Here is an 18,157-nt window from a genome sequence, read left to right as displayed (position 1 = left end):
AAAACTAAAATCTATAGTTCATTTGTAAATGGACACTTCTAGGTGCTTCAACTAGAAAACGATGAGCATAGCTCAAGACAGGAACATCATTTGCTTGTGAAAATGTCGTTTTGTCGGTTAAGTTTTTTCCCAGTAACGCTATCGAAAAGTCACCCTCTGGGCTTGTTAACTCAATTCGAAGATTCAATTTCTGATAAGCATCTTGATGAGCAATAGGGTCTAAATCCTGCTCAAGATAAAAATCGTCTGTAAACTGCACTGATAAAGTGGTATCGAGTAGGTAACCACCAGCCATATCTAAGTGATAGTTCAAATTTACGTTGCCAGAATATTTAGGTGCAAATGCCCCTGTTTCGCCAGAGAGATCCTGAGTTGCCATGCCTAATAGTTCAGCTTGATAAACCGTAGGTGATGCACCTGTAAACTTGTCATATTCAAAGTCTAATAAAGCGAAACTAGAGGTTAAGTCGAAGTTGTCGTTGATGTACCAACGCGCATCCAACTCAACCCCTTTAACTTTTGCTTCTGCGGCATTGTTTACAACAAAGGCCTTACCGTTGAACTCAGAGACTTGCAGGTTTTCATAGTTGGTATAAAAGGCGGTAGCGTTTAACTCTAACACTTGATCTATCAACTCAGACTTAAAGCCAAACTCCAAGTTCGTCGCTTCTTCGTCTTCAAACTCAAAACCAGAATCAGGATCTGGAGCAGACCCCATTGAAGCATTCAAACCTGAACCATCGAAACCACCAGCTTTTGCCCCCTTACCAGCACTGACAAAGACTAAAGTATCTTCAAAGCCGTGAAATTCTAAGCTGACACTTGGCAATAAATGATTTTCCGAACGTTCAGCTGAAAACTTGTGTTGCCCGGCTCCTGATAAACTCGTCGCTAATACTGGCGCTATAGAGTTTGCATAAGCTTGTATTGGCGCTGGAGTTTGCTCAGAAAATAAGGTGTAAACACCTTGCTCACTGGTGACTTCTTTATCTTCACTTTGGTACCTAAGGCCTAAATTTAATTTCCATTGATCAGACAAAGTCCAGTTTAACGCAGCAAATGCGGAATAGCTGGTTTGCTCTTGTTCAAACTGAGCCGTTGTACCAATGGAGACTCCAGGTAGATCTGGAATAAGCACAGAAGCCCCTAACAACACATCATTAGGGTGTTCTATCTCACTGTGGAGAAAGTAAACGCCTGTTACGTAATCTAAGTTTTCTGCCAAGGCTCCGCTTACTCGGAACTCCTGAGTAAATTGCTCGTAGTTTTCTATGTAGGTTTGTTTGATCAAAGAAACTTCTGAGTAGTCGGCGTCAAATACAGAATCCCAATCGTACTCACTATAAGTGGTGACAGAGGTAAACTCATAGTCATTACCAGAATATACATATTGAAGACTTGAATTGAGCAAATCGGTGTCACTGCCTTCGTCTAACCCACCAGGGTGGAAAGCACCTGAAATCGAACTGGTATAATCTAAACCTGAGTCATCTGCTAATAACAGCGTTCGATAACCCACATTCGCCGGATTTGTTGGATCGGCTGCAATTTGTAGCCCTCTACTTTCTTCATCAATGATGTACTGATAACGAGAGCCGTTTGAGTCAAACTGCCCTTGCTCAATATTAAAATTAAATTCTGAACTAGCACTTGGTTGCCACAATGCAGATAGCCTAAAACCACTAGAAGACGTATCTACTTCGTCTTGATCACGTGCTTGATTGTAAATATATCCATCTTCCGAATTGTTAAATGCAGCTAACCTCAAAGCAAAATCATCAGTCACAGGTAAATTCAATACTGCACTGAACTCTCGTTGTTTGTTTGAACCAATAGTTGCACTCACTTCCCCTTCAAACTCATCTGTAGGAGAGTTTGTGATCATACTCAAAGCCCCAGCCGTGGCATTTTTACCAAACATAATAGCTTGAGGTCCTTTTACTAACTCTATCCTTTGCATATCCAAAAATGGAAATTTGGCTTGATGGCCCCGGCCCAAGTAAATGCCGTCTTTGTACATGGCAACCGATTGCTCAAAACCCGAGTTAGTGCCCGATCCTATACCTCGAACTACAATTCGTTTACTACTTGAAGATTCAGTGATGTGTACATTTGGCAAACTTTCAGACATATCTAATAAATTAGATATATTGTTCTTAGTCAAGTGCTCTCCGGAATAAGCTTGGATGGAAGTTGGTATTTGCTGAATGGACTGTACTTTTTTGTTGGAAGTAACAGTGATCCTCTCCAACCCAGTTTGTTGTTCTTTTCCCTTTGTTTGTTCTTCTTCGGCAAAAGCGGTGGCCGACGTGGTAAAAATAGCCAGCTGAATAGCTCTAAATAAAATTGAGTTCTTATACATGTACCTCTCCCCTAGATGATTACGTACTTTTATTATTTTTGTATTTTTATTGCGCATTTTCTGCGCAACAATCATCTTGTCGGGGTGGCAAAGGAAATAAAAATGAATGCTTATAATTGTCTACTATAAAAATTATTAATAATTCTCTTAACTCTTAAATAAATTCACTTCATGCAAGTGTAGTGGCATAGTGATTTTGGCCACCTAATTAGAGGATGTTATGATTCGTTCATAGCAGTATTAGGTGAAGATAATGCCTAAGAAGTCACGTAAAAATTTCAGTCCTGAATTTAGATTAGAGACGGCACAATTGGTGGTCGATCATGGTTACACCCATGAAGAGGCAGCTAAGGCGATGAACGTTGGTTTTTCAACGATCGGTAAATGGGTTAAACAATTAAAAGAAGAGCGGCAAGGCAAAGCGCCTAAAGCCACACCAATGACACCAGAGCAGCTTAAGATACGTGAGCTTGAAAAGAAAATAGAACGCATTGAATTAGAAAAGGCTACGGCTCTGTTGATGTCGGACTCACTGAACAATTTGAATTAATCGAAAAACTCAATCAGAGCCATAAAGCCAGATATCCGATTAAAACATGGTGTAAACCTTGAGGAAACGGACTTAAGTGACATGACCAGTATATCGTTACTGGATATAGCATCAACTAGTGACGATCTTGCTAGGGAGATAGAAAATAGAAAGGTTACAAGAGAAGAGCATGATAGTGAGCAAGATATTAGTAACCCTCTAAATACAAAAAAATCTCAACCTACCAACATTTCTAATTTGGATAAAGATTTTACTAACAAATATCCGCGCTTTAAAAAAGAAATATCCCTTTTTGCACGGGTATTTAGAAATACAGAACTATTGATGGATAGAGAGAGGGTAGTATCAACTTTCGATCGGATCTTAAAGTCATATTTGTTTTCAATGAAAGTTGATATTACTAGATTAGACGAAAACATTTTGCTACCTCATATAATTCCAACTATTGAGAAAAAGTTTAAAGAAGAAGGAATTGATGAGCGAGATAAAATAAAGATATTGAATAGCGTTAGAGTTTTGTTTTCCGTAATTAGGGCCTCAATACCAAATGTAGCTGAAGAAATGATGTCCAACGACCTAGCGACTAAGAAGCCCAGATTCAAGAGTTTTTTAATTCACAAACTGGATGATGACGTAACTGACGCGGAGCAAATGCTATTAAGGTTTTTGTTACTAGAAATAGATCGAAGTGACCTATCGAACAACATAAAGGCACTGCTAAACTGTACTGATAAATTAACTAGAAATACTTTGTTTTTGAAGTTAGTTATATTAAGAGAAAAAAGGCACGATTTTACTGACCAAGACAAGAAGCTCATTGGAAACGCATTAAATAAATTAATAAATAATAACAAGAAATATCTGCGGACTTGTTCACTAGGTTCCATAGTGAGCATAAATTTAATCTTGGTAACTTATTGGACTAAGATTAATAGTTTAAGAAGTTACTACTGTTAATGGGCTGCTAGTAAACAGACATTAGCGGTGGTGTATAACTGGACAGAATAATTCAAAATTTTTACTAATTTGTAAACCCTATGAATATTCGCGGTGGACCAGTTTTTCACAAAAAAGTAAATAAGTCTGCCAAAACTCAAATAATTCATTCCAGTCCAAAAGCGAGCTGGTATTAGTCCACCAGCTCGACTTTACACGTACCAATGTTATCAATACCAACGTTTAGATCTGCAAAGTCAAAGGTGTCAGCTGCCGCGATTAATGCTCTAGCAATACCGTCAACTATCTGTTCTGGCTCTAAGCCCATTGCTTCGCATTTGTCAGCGATATGATTAGTAAGTTCTTGAACTTGTTTGTCTGTAATTCTGTCCGTCATGATTATTATCCAAATTTCAGGCATAAAAAAACCGACGCTCTTTTTCAGAGTAGTCGGTTTATTTTTCTCTTTTTAAATAAGAGAAGTGGTACCGGTGGGCGGACTTGAACCGCCACGCCCGAAGGCAACGGATTTTGAATCCGTCATGTCTACCAATTCCATCACACCGGCACAGATTGGCTTGCTATAAAGCGATGAGAATTATAACGGTGAGTACTATAACTGCAAGCTATTTATGAACTAAATGCATCAAGTGTTGATATATTGCTCAATAAATACAAAACTATTTTGAGTTAAGCGCTTTGTTGTTAAACTCTATTTAAAACTAATAAAGAAAAAGAAAGTGTTATGACCGACTCTTCAACGAGCGCTTCTCAAACTGACTCAAAAAAAGCAACTTCAAATAACCGAGCCGGTTTTTTTAAAAGGATCGCAGCCATGGTTTATGACTGGTTAGCGGTTATTGCACTGTCAATGCTAGTAACTATCGTTAATTTAATTGCAGTCTCTTACGGCGCGGACTTCGGATTGTTCGATCTAACTAATTACTCCGATCCCTCTTCATATTTAAATGATCAAGTTTGGTTTCAAATAGAACTGGTTTTCTGGATTTGGTTATTTTATGCATGGTTTTGGCATGATGGTGGGCAAACTATTGGGATGAGAGCCTGGCGTCTGAAATTACAGCGCATTGACGGTAAACCTGTAGAGTTATCGAGAGCGTTTAAAAGAGCCGCTCTCTCTTTGTTAGGTCTTGGAAATGTTTTTTTGATATTTAACCCAAAGAAAAAGTTATCCCTACAAGATAAGCTTACTCAAACAGAAATGATAGTGTTAACAAAAGAGCAAAATAAGCAGATTTATCTTCGTGGTATTGAAGATCCGAACGAACCTTAATCTTGATATATTGGCACTTACTTCTGCTTCTTCGTTAATAAGTGAATCGAGATTAAAAAGAATACTAAGGTTGGCGCAAAAGCACCGATTGCAGTAGGAAGTTCATACACTAATGCTAACGAGCCGAAGACTCTATCCACTAAGAAAAATGAAAACCCGGTAAGTATGCCTAAAATAATTCTCGCGCCCATCGTTACAGATCGAAGGGGACCAAAGATGAATGATAGTGCAAGTAATAACATGACGGCGACGTTAAAAGGCTGGATTACTTTACGCCAAAAAGCTAACTCATAGCGACTAGCGTTCTGTCCGTTTTTATTTAGGTAATTTAAGTAATCGGTTAACTCAGATAATGCCATTCTCTCAGGTTTAACCGACACAATGCCAAGCTTATCTGGCGCTAAATCAGTTGGCCAAGGGAACTCAGCCTGGCGAGATGAAACAACATTACGTTCTTTCCACTCTTTAATTATGACGTTGGTAAGCAACCACTGACCATTTTCGAAAGTGCCAACATCTGCTTTTAGCTGTCGAGTTAACTTTAATTCATTATCGAAATTAAAGACTGACACACCCAACAACTCACCTGTTTCGGTCACTTCTTTTATATTAACGAAAGTGTCAGCTTCTTTTGCCCAAATTCCCTCATCAGCAGCATAAATATCACCACCGCTAATTGCTTGCGTTTTTAATTCGTTCGCTTTTTTTACTGAGGCTGGCACTCCCCATTCTGAAAAAATCATCATTGCTAAAATAAGCACGGTACTGGTTTTTAAAACGGCTCCTACAACGTTCGCTTTAGACAAACCAACAGCTTGCATAACAACAAGTTCTGAGCTTGATGCAAGCGCCCCAAGACCAACTAAACCGCCAATCATAGCAGCCATAGGGAAAAAGGCTTCGAGATCCTGAGGAATTAAGAACAACGCGTAAAGGGCAGCGGTAACCGCAGTAAAGTCGGCTCGGCCAATGTACTTAAGCTGCTCGATGAATCTGAATAAGGTGCTGATACCAACTAAAATTCCTAAGGTCACTACGATTGAGCTCATCACCGTTCGGCCCACATATTTTTCAATAATCGTCATGCCAAACATTAAACGCTGTCCTTACTTGAAGCTGATTTTTTAGATTTAGTTGATAGCCAAATTTGGCGGAGCTTACCACCACTTGAGCGGTCCTTCATTAGCATCATAGCGGCGGTACACAGCCCTATAATATGTATCCACCACAAGCCAACAGATAGCGGGATTTTACCATCTTCTAACGCTGATTTAGCTAACAATAAAAGTATGTAATAGCTAAAGAAAATGACTAACCCAGGTAGAATTTTTCCAAATCTGCCTTGGCGAGGATTAACAGAGCTAAGTGGTACTGCAATGAGCGCTAGAATAGGAATAGTAAGTGGAATCGCTAATCGCCACTGAAATTCTGCTTGAGACTCAACGTCTTTAGAGTTCACAAGTTCTAATGTCGATTGTGCAGCCAAATTTCGACTTCTGCGTTCTACAGCCTGCTCTTCCATTAAAATTTGATATTGAGAAAAATTAAGGCGTTGTAAATCTGAATTTTCATCAAAGTTATATCTGTGCCCAGCAGACAGAATAAGATCTTGTTGACCACTTGGTAAATCTTGAAGTCGACCAGTTTGTGCAAACACAACGCTTTCAACACCATCTTCATTGGCCTGTGCGACAAATACTTTTTTCATTTCAGAATTACGTCGTTCAATTTCTTGCACAAATACAACAGAGTCGCCTTTACCCGCTTTATGAAAACGTCCAGCGGTTAACGTTGATAATACCCCTTCTGCGGCTGCGTTTTCACGGACTTGGTATTCGTATTCAGCTGAGATAGGTGAGAAATATAGTGTGATTGAGCCGCCGATAATTGCCATTATAGTGGCAAATAAAAGGGCGACGCGGGCGACGTACCATTCAGATACACCGCATGCCTTTAATACGCTCATTTCTTGATCGGCATATAATCGGCCATAGGCCAACATAACGCCTAAGAAAACACTAAGTGGAAGAATAATGGCGGCAAGTTGCGGAAAGCGTAAACCAATAATAGACGCCACTAGATAACCCGGAATTTTGCCTTCCGTTGCATCAGCCAAAATACGAACGAAAGTTTGGCTCATGAAAATACTCATAAGAACAATAAAAACCGCGAACTGAGACTTAAATATTTCAGCGGTTAAATAACGTAAAATTATCACCCATAAACCTTATAAAACTTGTACTTTTACTGGAATAATACCGATTTTTGAGTAAACTTCTTATTTTAGTAAGAAAACTTTTTCATAGCAGAGTAAACTCATGCTATAACAATCGGACCACAAGCCATTTCTAGACTTAAAAAATCGTGCAAGGCTTGATTATAATGGTAAATCAGTGAAAGACCGATAAAAATTTTAAATTTAAGTAGATTACTTTTATTTACTTATATTTTGGAGAGATCATGGAATTTAGTGTAAAAAGCGGCAGTCCCGAGAAACAACGCAGTGCATGCATTGTTGTAGGTGTATATGAGCCTCGTCGACTTTCTCCGGTAGCGGAACAATTAGATCAAATCAGCGAAGGATACATTAGCAATTTATTACGTCGCGGAGACCTAGAAGGTAAGCCTGGCCAAGTCTTATTATTACATCACGTACCGAATGTATTAAGTGAACGTGTATTGCTAGTTGGCTGTGGTAAAGAGCGTGAGCTTAACGAGCGTCAGTATCGTCAGATCATTAAAAAGACAATTGATACCTTAAATGAAACCGGGTCTATGGAATCGGTTTGTTTTTTAACAGAGATGCATGTTAAAGGTCGAGATACTTACTGGAAAGTAAGACAAGCTGTTGAAGCAACAATGCATAGTCTATACAGCTTCAATCAGCTGAAAAGCAAAAAAGATGAAGCTCGTCGTCCATTAAGAAAATTAGTATTTAACGTACCAACTCGTCGAGAGTTAGCATTAGGCGAGTCGGCAATTGAACATAGCTTAGCAATTTCTAATGGCGCTAAGTTGTGCCGCGATGTCGCTAACATGCCACCAAATATTTGTAATCCTGCGTACTTGGCCGAGCAAGGCAAAACGTTAGAAGAATACCCAAAGGTTTCTGTATCAACGGTAGGTGAGAAAGAAATGGCTGAGCTAGGTATGAATTCATACTTAGCCGTTGGGCGTGGTAGTGACAATGAATCTATTATGACCATTATAGATTACAAAGGTGGCAAAGAAGGCGATGCGCCAATTGTATTGATTGGTAAAGGTCTCACTTTTGATTCAGGTGGTATTTCGATTAAACCATCTGCGCAAATGGACGAAATGAAATATGACATGGGTGGAGCTGCCGGTGTTTTAGGTGCAATGCGCTCTCTAGCTGAGTTAGATTTGCCATTAAATGTTATCGGTATTTTAGCGGGATGTGAAAACATGCCAAGCTCAAATGCTTACCGACCGGGCGACGTATTAACTACAATGTCAGGAAAAACAGTTGAAGTGTTAAATACCGATGCAGAAGGGCGTTTAGTGCTTTGCGACGCGTTAACTTATGTTGAACGTTATAATCCAGAATTAGTTATTGATGTAGCCACATTAACTGGTGCTTGCGTAATTGCTCTTGGTAAACATGCAACTGGCCTATTAAGTAGTCATAATCCGTTAGCGCACGAGCTATTAAATGCATCAGAGCAATCTGGTGATAGAGCATGGCGTTTACCATTATGGGATGAGTATCAAGACCAGTTAGAGAGTCCATTTGCAGACTTTTCTAACTTAGGTGGTCGAGATGCTGGCACTATTACCGCAGCATGTTTCTTGTCTAGATTTACTAAGAAGTACAACTGGGCTCATCTAGATATTGCAGGAACAGCTTGGGTAAGCGGTGGACCAAATAAAGGTGCAACTGGACGTCCGGTTCCAATGCTTACACAGTTCTTGATGAACCGTGCGGGCATCGCGGTTGAGCAATAGGCTCAATCGCTATTTTAAAGTAAATTAAGTCGAGTCGTTATGAATGTAATTTTTTGGTTATTATCCGACCAGCATACATTGCCAAAAACAGATGATGCCAATGATGTAATTCCGCATTGGCATTACGCTTGTGTTCTAACGGCTGATTTATATAGGCAGCACAAAAAAGTGTTGTTAGGTGCAAAAGACCAAGACCATGCACATCAATTAGATGAATGGTTATGGCAGTTTCAAGCGGACCGATTTATTCCACATAATTTGCCGGGTGAAGGCCCGCATTATGGTACACCAGTAGAAATAAACTGGCAGCCGAGTACGCAGCGCCGTCAATGTTTTGTGAATACCAACGAGCACATTCCTGACTATTATCAGCAGTTGAAAGGGATAACTGAATGGCATGACTTTGTGCCAATGGATGATGCAGGCAAAGCAGCCGCTCGTGAACGCTACAAAACTCTTAAACAAGCGGGTTTTAATATTACAACCACGCCAATTCCAGACTCAATCGTTTAAACGACTCAAATAAATTCAAGGCTATTATCAAAATGGATAAAACCTATAATCCTAGTGACATCGAACAATCCCTATATAAAGAATGGGAAGATAAAGGTTATTTTAAGCCAAGTGGCGAAGGTGACAGTTACAGTATCGTAATTCCACCACCAAACGTCACAGGTAGCTTGCATATGGGGCACGCGTTCCAACATACAATTATGGATGCGTTGACCCGATATAAACGTATGGATGGTTTTAATACTTTATGGCAGGTGGGTACGGATCACGCTGGTATCGCTACACAAATGGTTGTTGAGCGTAAATTAGCTGCTGAAAACCAACCAACTCGTACCGAAATGGGTCGAGACGCCTTCATCGACAAAGTTTGGGAATGGAAAAGTGAGTCTGGCGGTAATATTACCAAACAAATGCGTCGTCTCGGTAATTCAGTCGATTGGGAACGTGAACGTTTTACTATGGACCCTGGTTTGTCAAAAGCAGTAGAAAAAGTATTTGTTGATTTATATAACGATGATCTTATCTATCGCGGTAAGCGTCTTGTTAATTGGGATCCGAAATTACAAACTGCTATTTCAGACTTAGAAGTAGAGAACAAAGATAAAAAAGGCCACATGTGGCATTTCCGTTATCCACTGGCGAACGGACAAAAAACCGCGGACGGCAAAGACTATCTAGTGGTAGCAACAACACGCCCTGAGACACTTTTAGGTGATACCGCCGTAGCGGTTAACCCAGAAGATGAGCGTTATAAGTCGTTAATCGGGCAATCAATATTACTGCCGTTTGTAAATCGTGAAATTCCAATTGTTGGCGACGAACATGCAGACATGGAAAAAGGGACGGGTTGTGTAAAAATAACACCCGCACACGACTTTAATGACTACGAAGTTGGCAAGCGTAATCAATTACCAATGATCAATGTTTTAGACTTCACTGGTCATATTCGCAAAGCGGCGCAAGTATTTAACACGAACGGCGAAGAAAGCGACGTTTATGCCACCGATATCCCGGCTGATTTTCAAGGCTTAGAGCGTTTTGCTGCACGTAAAGCGATCGTTGCTGCTATGGATGAGTTAGGTTTGTTAGACGAAGTCAAAGAGCACGATTTGACAGTGCCTTACGGCGACCGCGGTGGTGTGGTTATAGAACCAATGTTAACAGATCAGTGGTATGTTCGTGTTGAGTCTATGGCAAAAGTTGCCACTGAAGCGGTTCAAAATGGTGATATTGAGTTTGTTCCTAAGCAGTATGAAAATATGTACTTCGCGTGGATGCGTGACTTACAAGATTGGTGTATCTCTCGCCAACTTTGGTGGGGACACCGTATCCCAGCTTGGTACGATAATGACGGAAAAGTATACGTAGGATCAAGCGAGGCGGAAGTTCGTAAAGAGCACAAACTCGCAGATGATGTAACGCTTCGTCAAGATGACGATGTATTAGATACTTGGTTTTCTTCTGCGCTGTGGACTTTCTCTACAATGGGCTGGCCAGATAACCTTGAAGATTTGAAGAAGTTTCATCCAACTGATGTGTTAGTTACTGGCTTTGACATTATTTTCTTCTGGGTTGCCAGAATGATCATGATGACCATGCATTTCATCAAAGATGAAGACGGTAAACCACAAGTACCATTTAAGACAGTTTACGTTACAGGTCTTATTCGAGACGAAAACGGCGACAAAATGTCTAAATCTAAAGGTAACGTAATTGACCCATTAGATATTATTGACGGCATTGAATTAGAAACGTTAGTTGAAAAGCGCACCGGTAACATGATGCAGCCTCAGTTGGCGGCAAAAATTGAGAAGAGCACTCGCAAGCAATTCCCTGAAGGCATGACTTCAAGCGGAACTGATGCGCTTCGTTTCACGTTGTCAGCGCTCGCTTCTACTGGCCGTGATATTAGTTGGGACATGAAACGTTTAGAGGGTTACAGAAATTTTTGTAACAAGCTTTGGAATGCGAGTCGTTATGTATTAATGAATACAGAAGAGCATGATTGTGGACGCGACCTAGCTGCTGATAGTGCTGACCTAGAGTATTCACTAGCTGATCGTTGGATTCAAAGCCAGCTACAAAAAACTATTGAAACGGTTAGAGGACATTTAGATGCCTACCGCTTCGATCTTGCTTCAAGCGCTATGTATGAATTCACATGGAATCAATTCTGTGACTGGTATTTAGAGTTAACAAAACCAGTAATCTTTAAAGGCACACCGGCGCAGCAAAAAGCGACACGCAAAACGCTAGTTGATGTTCTTGAAGCTCTACTGCGATTAATGCATCCAATCATGCCATTTATTACAGAAACAATTTGGCAACGAGTTGTTCCGTTAACAGCATTAGGTGCGAATAAAGCTGACAGCATAATGCTAAGTGCATTTCCTCAATATGAAGCAAGTCGTGTTGATGAAAAAGCGCTAGCTGACGTAGAGTGGTTAAAGCAGTTTATTTTAGTTATTCGTAATATTCGTGGCGAAATGGACTTATCTCCAAATAAGCCTATTTCAGTGATTTTACGCAACGCTTCTGAGCAGGATATGGATCGCTTAGATGAAAATAAAGCCTTCTTAATTGCATTAGCAAAACTGGAAGATATTAGCGTGTTAGCTGAAGGTGAAAAAGCCCCAGCATCAGCGAGTGGCTTAGTTGGCGCAATGGATGTACTTATTCCTATGGCCGGCTTAATTGATAAAGAAGCTGAAATTGCACGATTAACAAAAGCCATTGAAAAAACCAAAGGTGAGTTAAAGCGAGTGACTGGTAAATTATCGAATCAAAAGTTCGTTGATAACGCACCACAAGAAGTGCTTGAAAAAGAACAAGCTAAATTGGCTGACTATCAACAAAGCCTAGATAAGCTTGAGTTGCAACTAACAGAAATTAAAGCTATCTAACAATGCTCGCTTTCTTTATTTATATATTGAGAGCGAATTGTTTACTTAATTTTAGATATTAAATAACCAGCAAGTAATTGTTCAAATTAGGATAGTTATTTAGCTGGTTTTTTTATTTAGCTTTTGCTCAAACATTAAAGATTTAGCTTCTGTTATCCAATCATTTACTGTGTTTATTTGGTCTGAAATCTGGCTCGCACCAATAGATACGTCGACTTTTTTCATATCACCATTCTCTAGCCTAAACTCAACTCTATCGCTTATTCTTTGAAAATAATCTAGTGCCTGTCTAAAGTTGGTATTTGGCAATACAATGATGAACTCATCCTCAAAATAACGACAAACTGAGTCATTGTTCCTGGCTTCATCCATTAAACGGGTTGCTACCGCACGAAGCGCTCTATCACCAAATATTTTGCCATGTTCTTTGTTTATATGTTTTAAGCCATCAATGTTCGTAACAACCAGAGTGGCCAGTGTTTTATGTCGTTTATATTCCTGTATGGAAAATAAAATCTGCTCTTTAGTCGCTTCATATTTCTGGGCACCGCTGAGCAAGTCCAGTGACGATAAACGATCAAGCTCAGCATAAGCATTGCGAAGTTTTACTAAGGCGATATCAAGCGCTTCTTCGGTGTCTTTGAGCTCAACAATGTCTTGGAGTGAGTAGATAAAAAAACTTGGATTATTTTGTTCGTCTTTTACTAAGGAGGCTGTCAGCTTAGCCCAGATGAGATGGCCTAGCTTATGACGATACCTTTTGATGCGAGTAAAGTCAGCGTTTGATTTGCCAGATAAAATAGATTTAGACCAAGATAGACATTCTTTAATGTCCTCAGGCATAGCCAGATCACTAAAGTTCAGATCTAAAAGTTCGGATTGCGTGTAGCCAAGTACCTCACACAACCGTCGATTTATTTTTATAAATTTGCCATTTAAGTCTGTAATCGCTAATCCAGTAGCTAGATTATCAAAGGTCAACCGGTAAATGCTTTCTAGGTCATTGGAAAATGAGGGGAGCTGGTTGTTTTTATTAGTATTAAAATTTAAAGTCATCGATACATTTTTTTTAAACGTTGAGCTTTAAGAATAGCGTTAAAAATAAAAAAAGCATCAATTAATTACCTAGTAAAGGTAATTTTTAGAAAAAGTTTAACTTTCGTTAGCTTTTACTTGTTGCCAAAGGCATTCCATTTCTTCCAGTGACAACGCTTTAAGACTTTGCTCTTTTTGGTTAGCCAATACTTCAACCGATTTAAATCGTCGGGAAAACTTGTCATTTGCTTGTCGTGTTACTTGCTCGGCGTTTAAACCTAAGTGTCGACTCACATTAGTAAGTGCAAAGTAAAGGTCACCCAACTCATCAGCTATACGTTCTTTGTTATTTTGGTGAGCTTGCCCGCTTTTTAATTCAGCTTTAAGCTCGGCAATTTCTTCTTCTACTTTATCCAAAGCACCCAGAACATCAGGCCAATCAAAACCCACATGAGCAGCACGCTTTTGTATTTTTTGAGCTCTATTTAATGCAGGTAGTGCTGCCGGAATATCTTCGAGAATAGAGGTAAATGCTTGACCGGATTTTTCACTTCGTTCCTGGGACTTTATCTGTTCCCAATTGTACTTAATCTGAGAATCTTCTAGTTGCTCATTTGTTAAAGCACCAAATACATGAGGGTGACGACGAATTAGTTTTTCAGACATAGTTTGAGCAATACTATCAAAGTCGAATTTACCTTCTTCTTTCCCTAATTGAGCATAAAAGACCACCTGAAATAACAGGTCGCCCAATTCTTTGGGTAGCTCCTCAAAATCTTCTTGCTCTATGGCTTCAGCCACCTCATAAGCTTCTTCTAACGTGTGCGGTACAATAGACTTAAAAGTTTGTTTTAAGTCCCATGGACATCCATGCTTGGGGTCGCGTAGCATTGACATAATTGTAAGAAGCTTGTTAATTCCAGTTTGTTCGTTTAACAGTGAAAGCTTTTGCTGAAAATTCATTTAAACTCTTTTAACCTTTAATACTTCATCAACTTGACTGATTTTGTCTAACACGCGATTAAATGCACTAAGGTTATAAACTTCTAATTTTAAACCCATAGTTACAACTTGATTGTTAACATCAGAATCCGTCGTCATACCTAAAACGTTTATTTTATCATTCGCTAAAATCGTAGTGATGTCTCGCAATAATCCACTTCTGTCGTTAGCAAAGATTTTAACGTTTGCAACAAAACCACCCGAGTATTGCTCAGCCCAGCTAGCTTCAATGTATCGTTCTGGATGTTCATCCATAACAACTTTAAATTGATCACAATCTGCTCTATGAATAACAACACCGCGACCTTGCGTAATATAGCCAACGATATCGTCACCCATTATTGGATTACAACAGCCAGCAAGTTGATTCATAAGGTTGCCAACCCCTTGCAGCACGACGCCATTTTGATTCTTTTTAGACTTTTTCCGTGGTTTTTGAATTAACCGAGGATCAATTTCAGGTTTCGGCTGATTCGTTGCTTTAGACTCAATAAAGTTAATGACTTGATATAAGCGAACATCACCGGCGCCAATTGCCGCCAATAAGTCATCGATCGAATTCATATTAAAGCGCTCCACTGCATGTGAAGTTTCGCTCCAAGGAATATCCAAACGGTTGAGTTCATGCTCTACCATTTGTTTGCCTTCGATAATATTTTTGTCTTTGTCCTGTTGCTTAAACCAAGTTTGAATTTTTGCGCGAGCCCTAGATGAATGGACATAATCTAGGTTTGGATTCAGCCAATCTCGTTTTGGGTTTGGCTCCTTACCTGTGATAATTTCGATTTGATCACCGGTTTTTAATTGGTAAGTAAACGGAACAATTCGGTTAAATACTTTTGCACCTATACAGCGATGACCGACATTGGTGTGAACATAATAGGCGAAGTCCAATGGCGTAGAGCCACTTGGTAGATCGACAACATCACCGTCAGGAGTGAATACATATACTCTATCTTCAACTACTTGGTTATGGAGCTCTTCAGCAAAATCATTGGTGTCGGCCATCTCCTCTTGCCACTGAAGAAGTTTACGTAACCAGGCTATCTTTTCTTCGTAGCTCGACATTTTAACGTTTTTGTTTTTACTATCGCTCTCTTTATACTGCCAATGGGCTGCAACACCGAGTTCCGCTTCGTCATGCATTTCTTGGGTACGAATTTGAATTTCGATGGGCTTGCCCTGCGGGCCAATAATAACGGTATGGATAGATTGATAGCCATTAGGTTTTGGAGTCGCAACATAGTCATCAAATTCAGATGGGATATGACGCCAATTTGTGTGAATAACACCTAATGCACCGTAACAATCTTGAAGCTTTTGAGTTGTTACCCTAACGGCTCTTATGTCGAAAAGTTGTGAAAAGTCGTAGTCTTTCTTTTGCATTTTTTTATAGATGCTATAAATGTGCTTAGGTCGCCCATACACTTCAGCTTCAACACCTATTTCACGCATTTTATTAGATAAAGTTGATACAAAGTCTTCTAGATACTGTTGGCGGTCTGCGCGTTTTTCTTCCAAATTCGAAGCAATGTTTTTATAAACGCTCGGTTGCAAGTAGCGGAAAGAGTAGTCTTCTAGTTCCCATTTTAATTGCCCGATACCTAATCGGTTTGCTAGTGGAGCAAATATAGTTTGGGTTTCTTTTGCAGCTAAAACTCGTGTTTCTTCATCGCCGTTTTTTATGTCTCTTAAATAGACGACTTGTTGACTTAGTTTGATAACAACGGCGCGCACATCTTCAACCATGGCCGTTAACATTCGTCTGATTTTTTCTGCTTGCGCTGCCGAGTGTTTTACACGCGAAGACAATAATCCCAAATTAGCCATCTTTCGCACTGCATCGAGTAAAGATAGTGTTGAGCTGCCAAAATGATTAGTGATTTTTTCTTTAAGCTTTTTGTCCGTAGCTTGTGGTCCGTAATACGGATAGATCATTGCTGCGACGAGACTTTCATCGTCCATACTTAGTTCAAGCATGATCTCTACAATTTGCAAACCTTGACGCACAAAATCAATATCATGCGCCTTACTGGCTTTAGGAGACTGCTGTTCGGATAAAAGCCAAGTTACGCCTTTATTAATTACATCAACTGTATGTGGTTCTAAGCCCGTGTTCGTCAGCCACTCATGGATATCATGGCTGGCTAAAACTTTTTCTAGGTTATGAACTCGAGTTACTGAAACCACATTCTTTCCTTACTTCACTTTTCTAATAACACCATAGCTTCCATATGAGCTGTGTTGGGGAACATATTAAGAATACCGACTTTTTTCAACTGATATTCAGCTGCAATAAGCACTTTTAAGTCTCTTACCATAGTAGCGGGATTACAAGAGATATATAAAATTTGTTTTGGTTTTATTTTCGGTATCGTGTGCATTACGGCTAATGCGCCATCTCGTGCTGGGTCAAGTAACAATTTATCAATTGGCTTTAACCATTGAGGAGGTCGTTTTTCATCGAAAACTGAAAGGTCAGCCTGATAGGCTTCGACATTATTTAAACCATTTAGCTTAGCATTATGCTTGAGTTGGTTAACCATGTCGTTTACTCCCTCAACCCCAATGACCTGTTTGCAACGTTTAGCTAATGGTAAAGTGAAATTACCAACACCACTAAATAAGTCGAGTATCACGTCATCTTCAGACGGGTTTAACCAAGTCATAGCTTGTTGGATCATTTTGTCGTTTACCGATTGATTAACTTGTATAAAGTCTTTAGCGGAAAACTCAAATTTTAAATTATCAGTGTTGTAGTGCAACTGCGCTTGATTTGCGTCTTTATGGCTTCTTAAAACGTCAAAACGATTGTCGTTATATTCAATTAACAGGTGGACATTTAATCCTTCTGCAAAAGCGATGAGCTCTTTTTGATCCGCTAAGGACAGAACATCAGTTGCCCTTAAAATGACACATTGATAACTATTTAAATCAAAAAGTTGCATATGCGTTAAATGGCGACCATTTTCAAGTTTTAATAAAGTAGGCTTAATGGTCAACGCAATGTTTTCTAAATTGGGTGTCAGTATTGGACATGAGTCAATGTTGACAATGTGTTTAGATTTAGACTCTCTAAATCCAAGTGTTAGTTTGCTCTTTGTTGTCCACCATAAGGCCAATCGAGCTGTTCTTCGGTATCCCCACGGTGAGCTATTAATTGGTGCTTGCCATTCTGCTTGCAACGGTCCTAATTGCATTTCTAATAATTGCTTAAGAGCAGCTTGTTTTTCCACCACTTGATTGTCGTTTGAAAGATACTGTAACTGACAGCCACCACATGTTCCAAAGTGTGGACAATTGGGTTTTATTCTTTGGGCACTTGGTTCAATAATTTCGACAATATCGCCTTGTAATACTTTGTCGGTATAGCTAGTTGGCTTTATTTTGGCTTTTTCACCTTTTAACAAACCTGAAACAAACGCAACTTTATTATGAGGGTTAGTCACGATCGCTTTTAGATTTAGATCGTATTTTTCAACAGCACCAACGAAGTGACTTAGTTGTTTCGCCGACGATGCGTGTTTTCTAGACTTAAGTTGTTTTGTAGGCTTAAAAAATTTCGCCATTGTTTGTGCACCCGCTTTGAGTTATTT

General features: G+C 39.5%; 13 protein-coding genes, 1 tRNA gene and 1 pseudogene. 6 read left to right on the top strand and 9 right to left on the bottom strand.

Going from position 1 to position 18,157, the window contains the following annotated elements:
• Window positions 1-4: 4 nt before the first annotated feature.
• Window positions 5-2,362 carry a TonB-dependent receptor gene (locus J9318_RS12095; RefSeq protein ID WP_210560149.1) on the bottom strand — a complete coding sequence of 786 codons (2,358 nt, stop codon included), beginning with the start codon at window positions 2,360-2,362 and terminating at the stop codon, window positions 5-7.
• Between the two features lie 253 nt (window positions 2,363-2,615).
• Between J9318_RS12095 and J9318_RS12090 the strand changes: the two are divergent.
• Together J9318_RS12090 and J9318_RS12085 are read left to right on the top strand one after the other, a co-directional pair.
• Window positions 2,616-2,965: pseudogene (locus tag J9318_RS12090) on the top strand (transposase); the annotation flags it as partial.
• 28 nt (window positions 2,966-2,993) lie between these two features.
• A complete protein-coding gene (locus tag J9318_RS12085) occupies window positions 2,994-3,869 on the top strand; it encodes a hypothetical protein (protein WP_210560148.1) in 876 nt (291 codons plus the stop codon).
• Window positions 3,870-4,041: 172 nt separating this feature from the next.
• Here the strand turns inward: J9318_RS12085 and J9318_RS12080 are convergent, their stop codons facing one another.
• Both J9318_RS12080 and J9318_RS12075 read right to left on the bottom strand, forming a co-directional pair.
• A complete protein-coding gene (locus J9318_RS12080) occupies window positions 4,042-4,245 on the bottom strand; it encodes a hypothetical protein (protein WP_210560147.1) in 204 nt (67 codons plus the stop codon).
• An 86-nt stretch (window positions 4,246-4,331) separates the two neighbouring features.
• Window positions 4,332-4,416, bottom strand: a tRNA-Leu gene (locus J9318_RS12075).
• 177 nt (window positions 4,417-4,593) lie between these two features.
• Here J9318_RS12075 and J9318_RS12070 point away from each other — a divergent pair.
• Window positions 4,594-5,142, top strand: a complete 549-nt coding sequence (locus tag J9318_RS12070) for an RDD family protein (protein ID WP_210560146.1) — start codon at window positions 4,594-4,596, stop codon at window positions 5,140-5,142.
• A gap of 17 nt (window positions 5,143-5,159) precedes the next feature.
• On the opposite strand, the gene lptG is transcribed toward J9318_RS12070, so the two are convergent.
• The gene (gene lptG, locus J9318_RS12065) at window positions 5,160-6,236 is read right to left on the bottom strand and encodes an LPS export ABC transporter permease LptG (protein WP_244731675.1); all 1,077 of its coding nucleotides are present in this window, start codon (window positions 6,234-6,236) and stop codon (window positions 5,160-5,162) included.
• Window positions 6,236-7,360, bottom strand: a complete 1,125-nt coding sequence (lptF, locus tag J9318_RS12060; RefSeq protein ID WP_210560145.1) for an LPS export ABC transporter permease LptF — start codon at window positions 7,358-7,360, stop codon at window positions 6,236-6,238. Before lptF ends, lptG begins: the two co-directional genes overlap by 1 nt.
• A gap of 242 nt (window positions 7,361-7,602) precedes the next feature.
• Here lptF and pepA point away from each other — a divergent pair, with 242 nt between their 5' ends.
• From pepA to J9318_RS12045, 3 genes are read left to right on the top strand one after another with little or no spacing between them, the layout of a single operon-like run.
• Window positions 7,603-9,108 carry a leucyl aminopeptidase gene (gene pepA, locus J9318_RS12055; protein WP_210560144.1) on the top strand — a complete coding sequence of 502 codons (1,506 nt, stop codon included), beginning with the start codon at window positions 7,603-7,605 and terminating at the stop codon, window positions 9,106-9,108.
• A gap of 39 nt (window positions 9,109-9,147) precedes the next feature.
• Window positions 9,148-9,621, top strand: coding sequence for a DNA polymerase III subunit chi (locus J9318_RS12050; protein ID WP_210560143.1), 474 nt, complete (start codon window positions 9,148-9,150; stop codon window positions 9,619-9,621).
• Window positions 9,622-9,653: 32 nt separating this feature from the next.
• Entirely contained in the window at window positions 9,654-12,524 is a 2,871-nt protein-coding gene (locus tag J9318_RS12045) for a valine--tRNA ligase (protein ID WP_210560142.1), read from the top strand.
• 99 nt (window positions 12,525-12,623) lie between these two features.
• On the opposite strand, the gene J9318_RS12040 is transcribed toward J9318_RS12045, so the two are convergent.
• From J9318_RS12040 to rlmD, 4 genes are all read right to left on the bottom strand, one after another.
• Complete coding sequence (locus tag J9318_RS12040; protein ID WP_210560141.1) at window positions 12,624-13,580, bottom strand: GGDEF domain-containing protein; 957 nt, start codon at window positions 13,578-13,580, stop codon at window positions 12,624-12,626.
• A gap of 96 nt (window positions 13,581-13,676) precedes the next feature.
• Complete coding sequence (gene mazG, locus J9318_RS12035; protein WP_210560140.1) at window positions 13,677-14,522, bottom strand: nucleoside triphosphate pyrophosphohydrolase; 846 nt, start codon at window positions 14,520-14,522, stop codon at window positions 13,677-13,679.
• Window positions 14,523-16,751, bottom strand: a complete 2,229-nt coding sequence (gene relA / locus J9318_RS12030; RefSeq protein WP_210560139.1) for a GTP diphosphokinase — start codon at window positions 16,749-16,751, stop codon at window positions 14,523-14,525. It abuts the gene before it with no gap.
• Window positions 16,752-16,765: 14 nt separating this feature from the next.
• Entirely contained in the window at window positions 16,766-18,130 is a 1,365-nt protein-coding gene (gene rlmD / locus J9318_RS12025; protein ID WP_210560138.1) for a 23S rRNA (uracil(1939)-C(5))-methyltransferase RlmD, read from the bottom strand.
• Between the last annotated feature and the right edge of the window lie 27 nt (window positions 18,131-18,157).

Source organism: Psychrosphaera aestuarii (genome assembly GCF_017948405.1).
Taxonomy (GTDB): Bacteria; Pseudomonadota; Gammaproteobacteria; order Enterobacterales; family Alteromonadaceae; genus Psychrosphaera; species Psychrosphaera aestuarii.
Note: the sequence above shows the minus strand (reverse complement) of the source record. Positions and strands in the feature narration are given on the sequence as shown.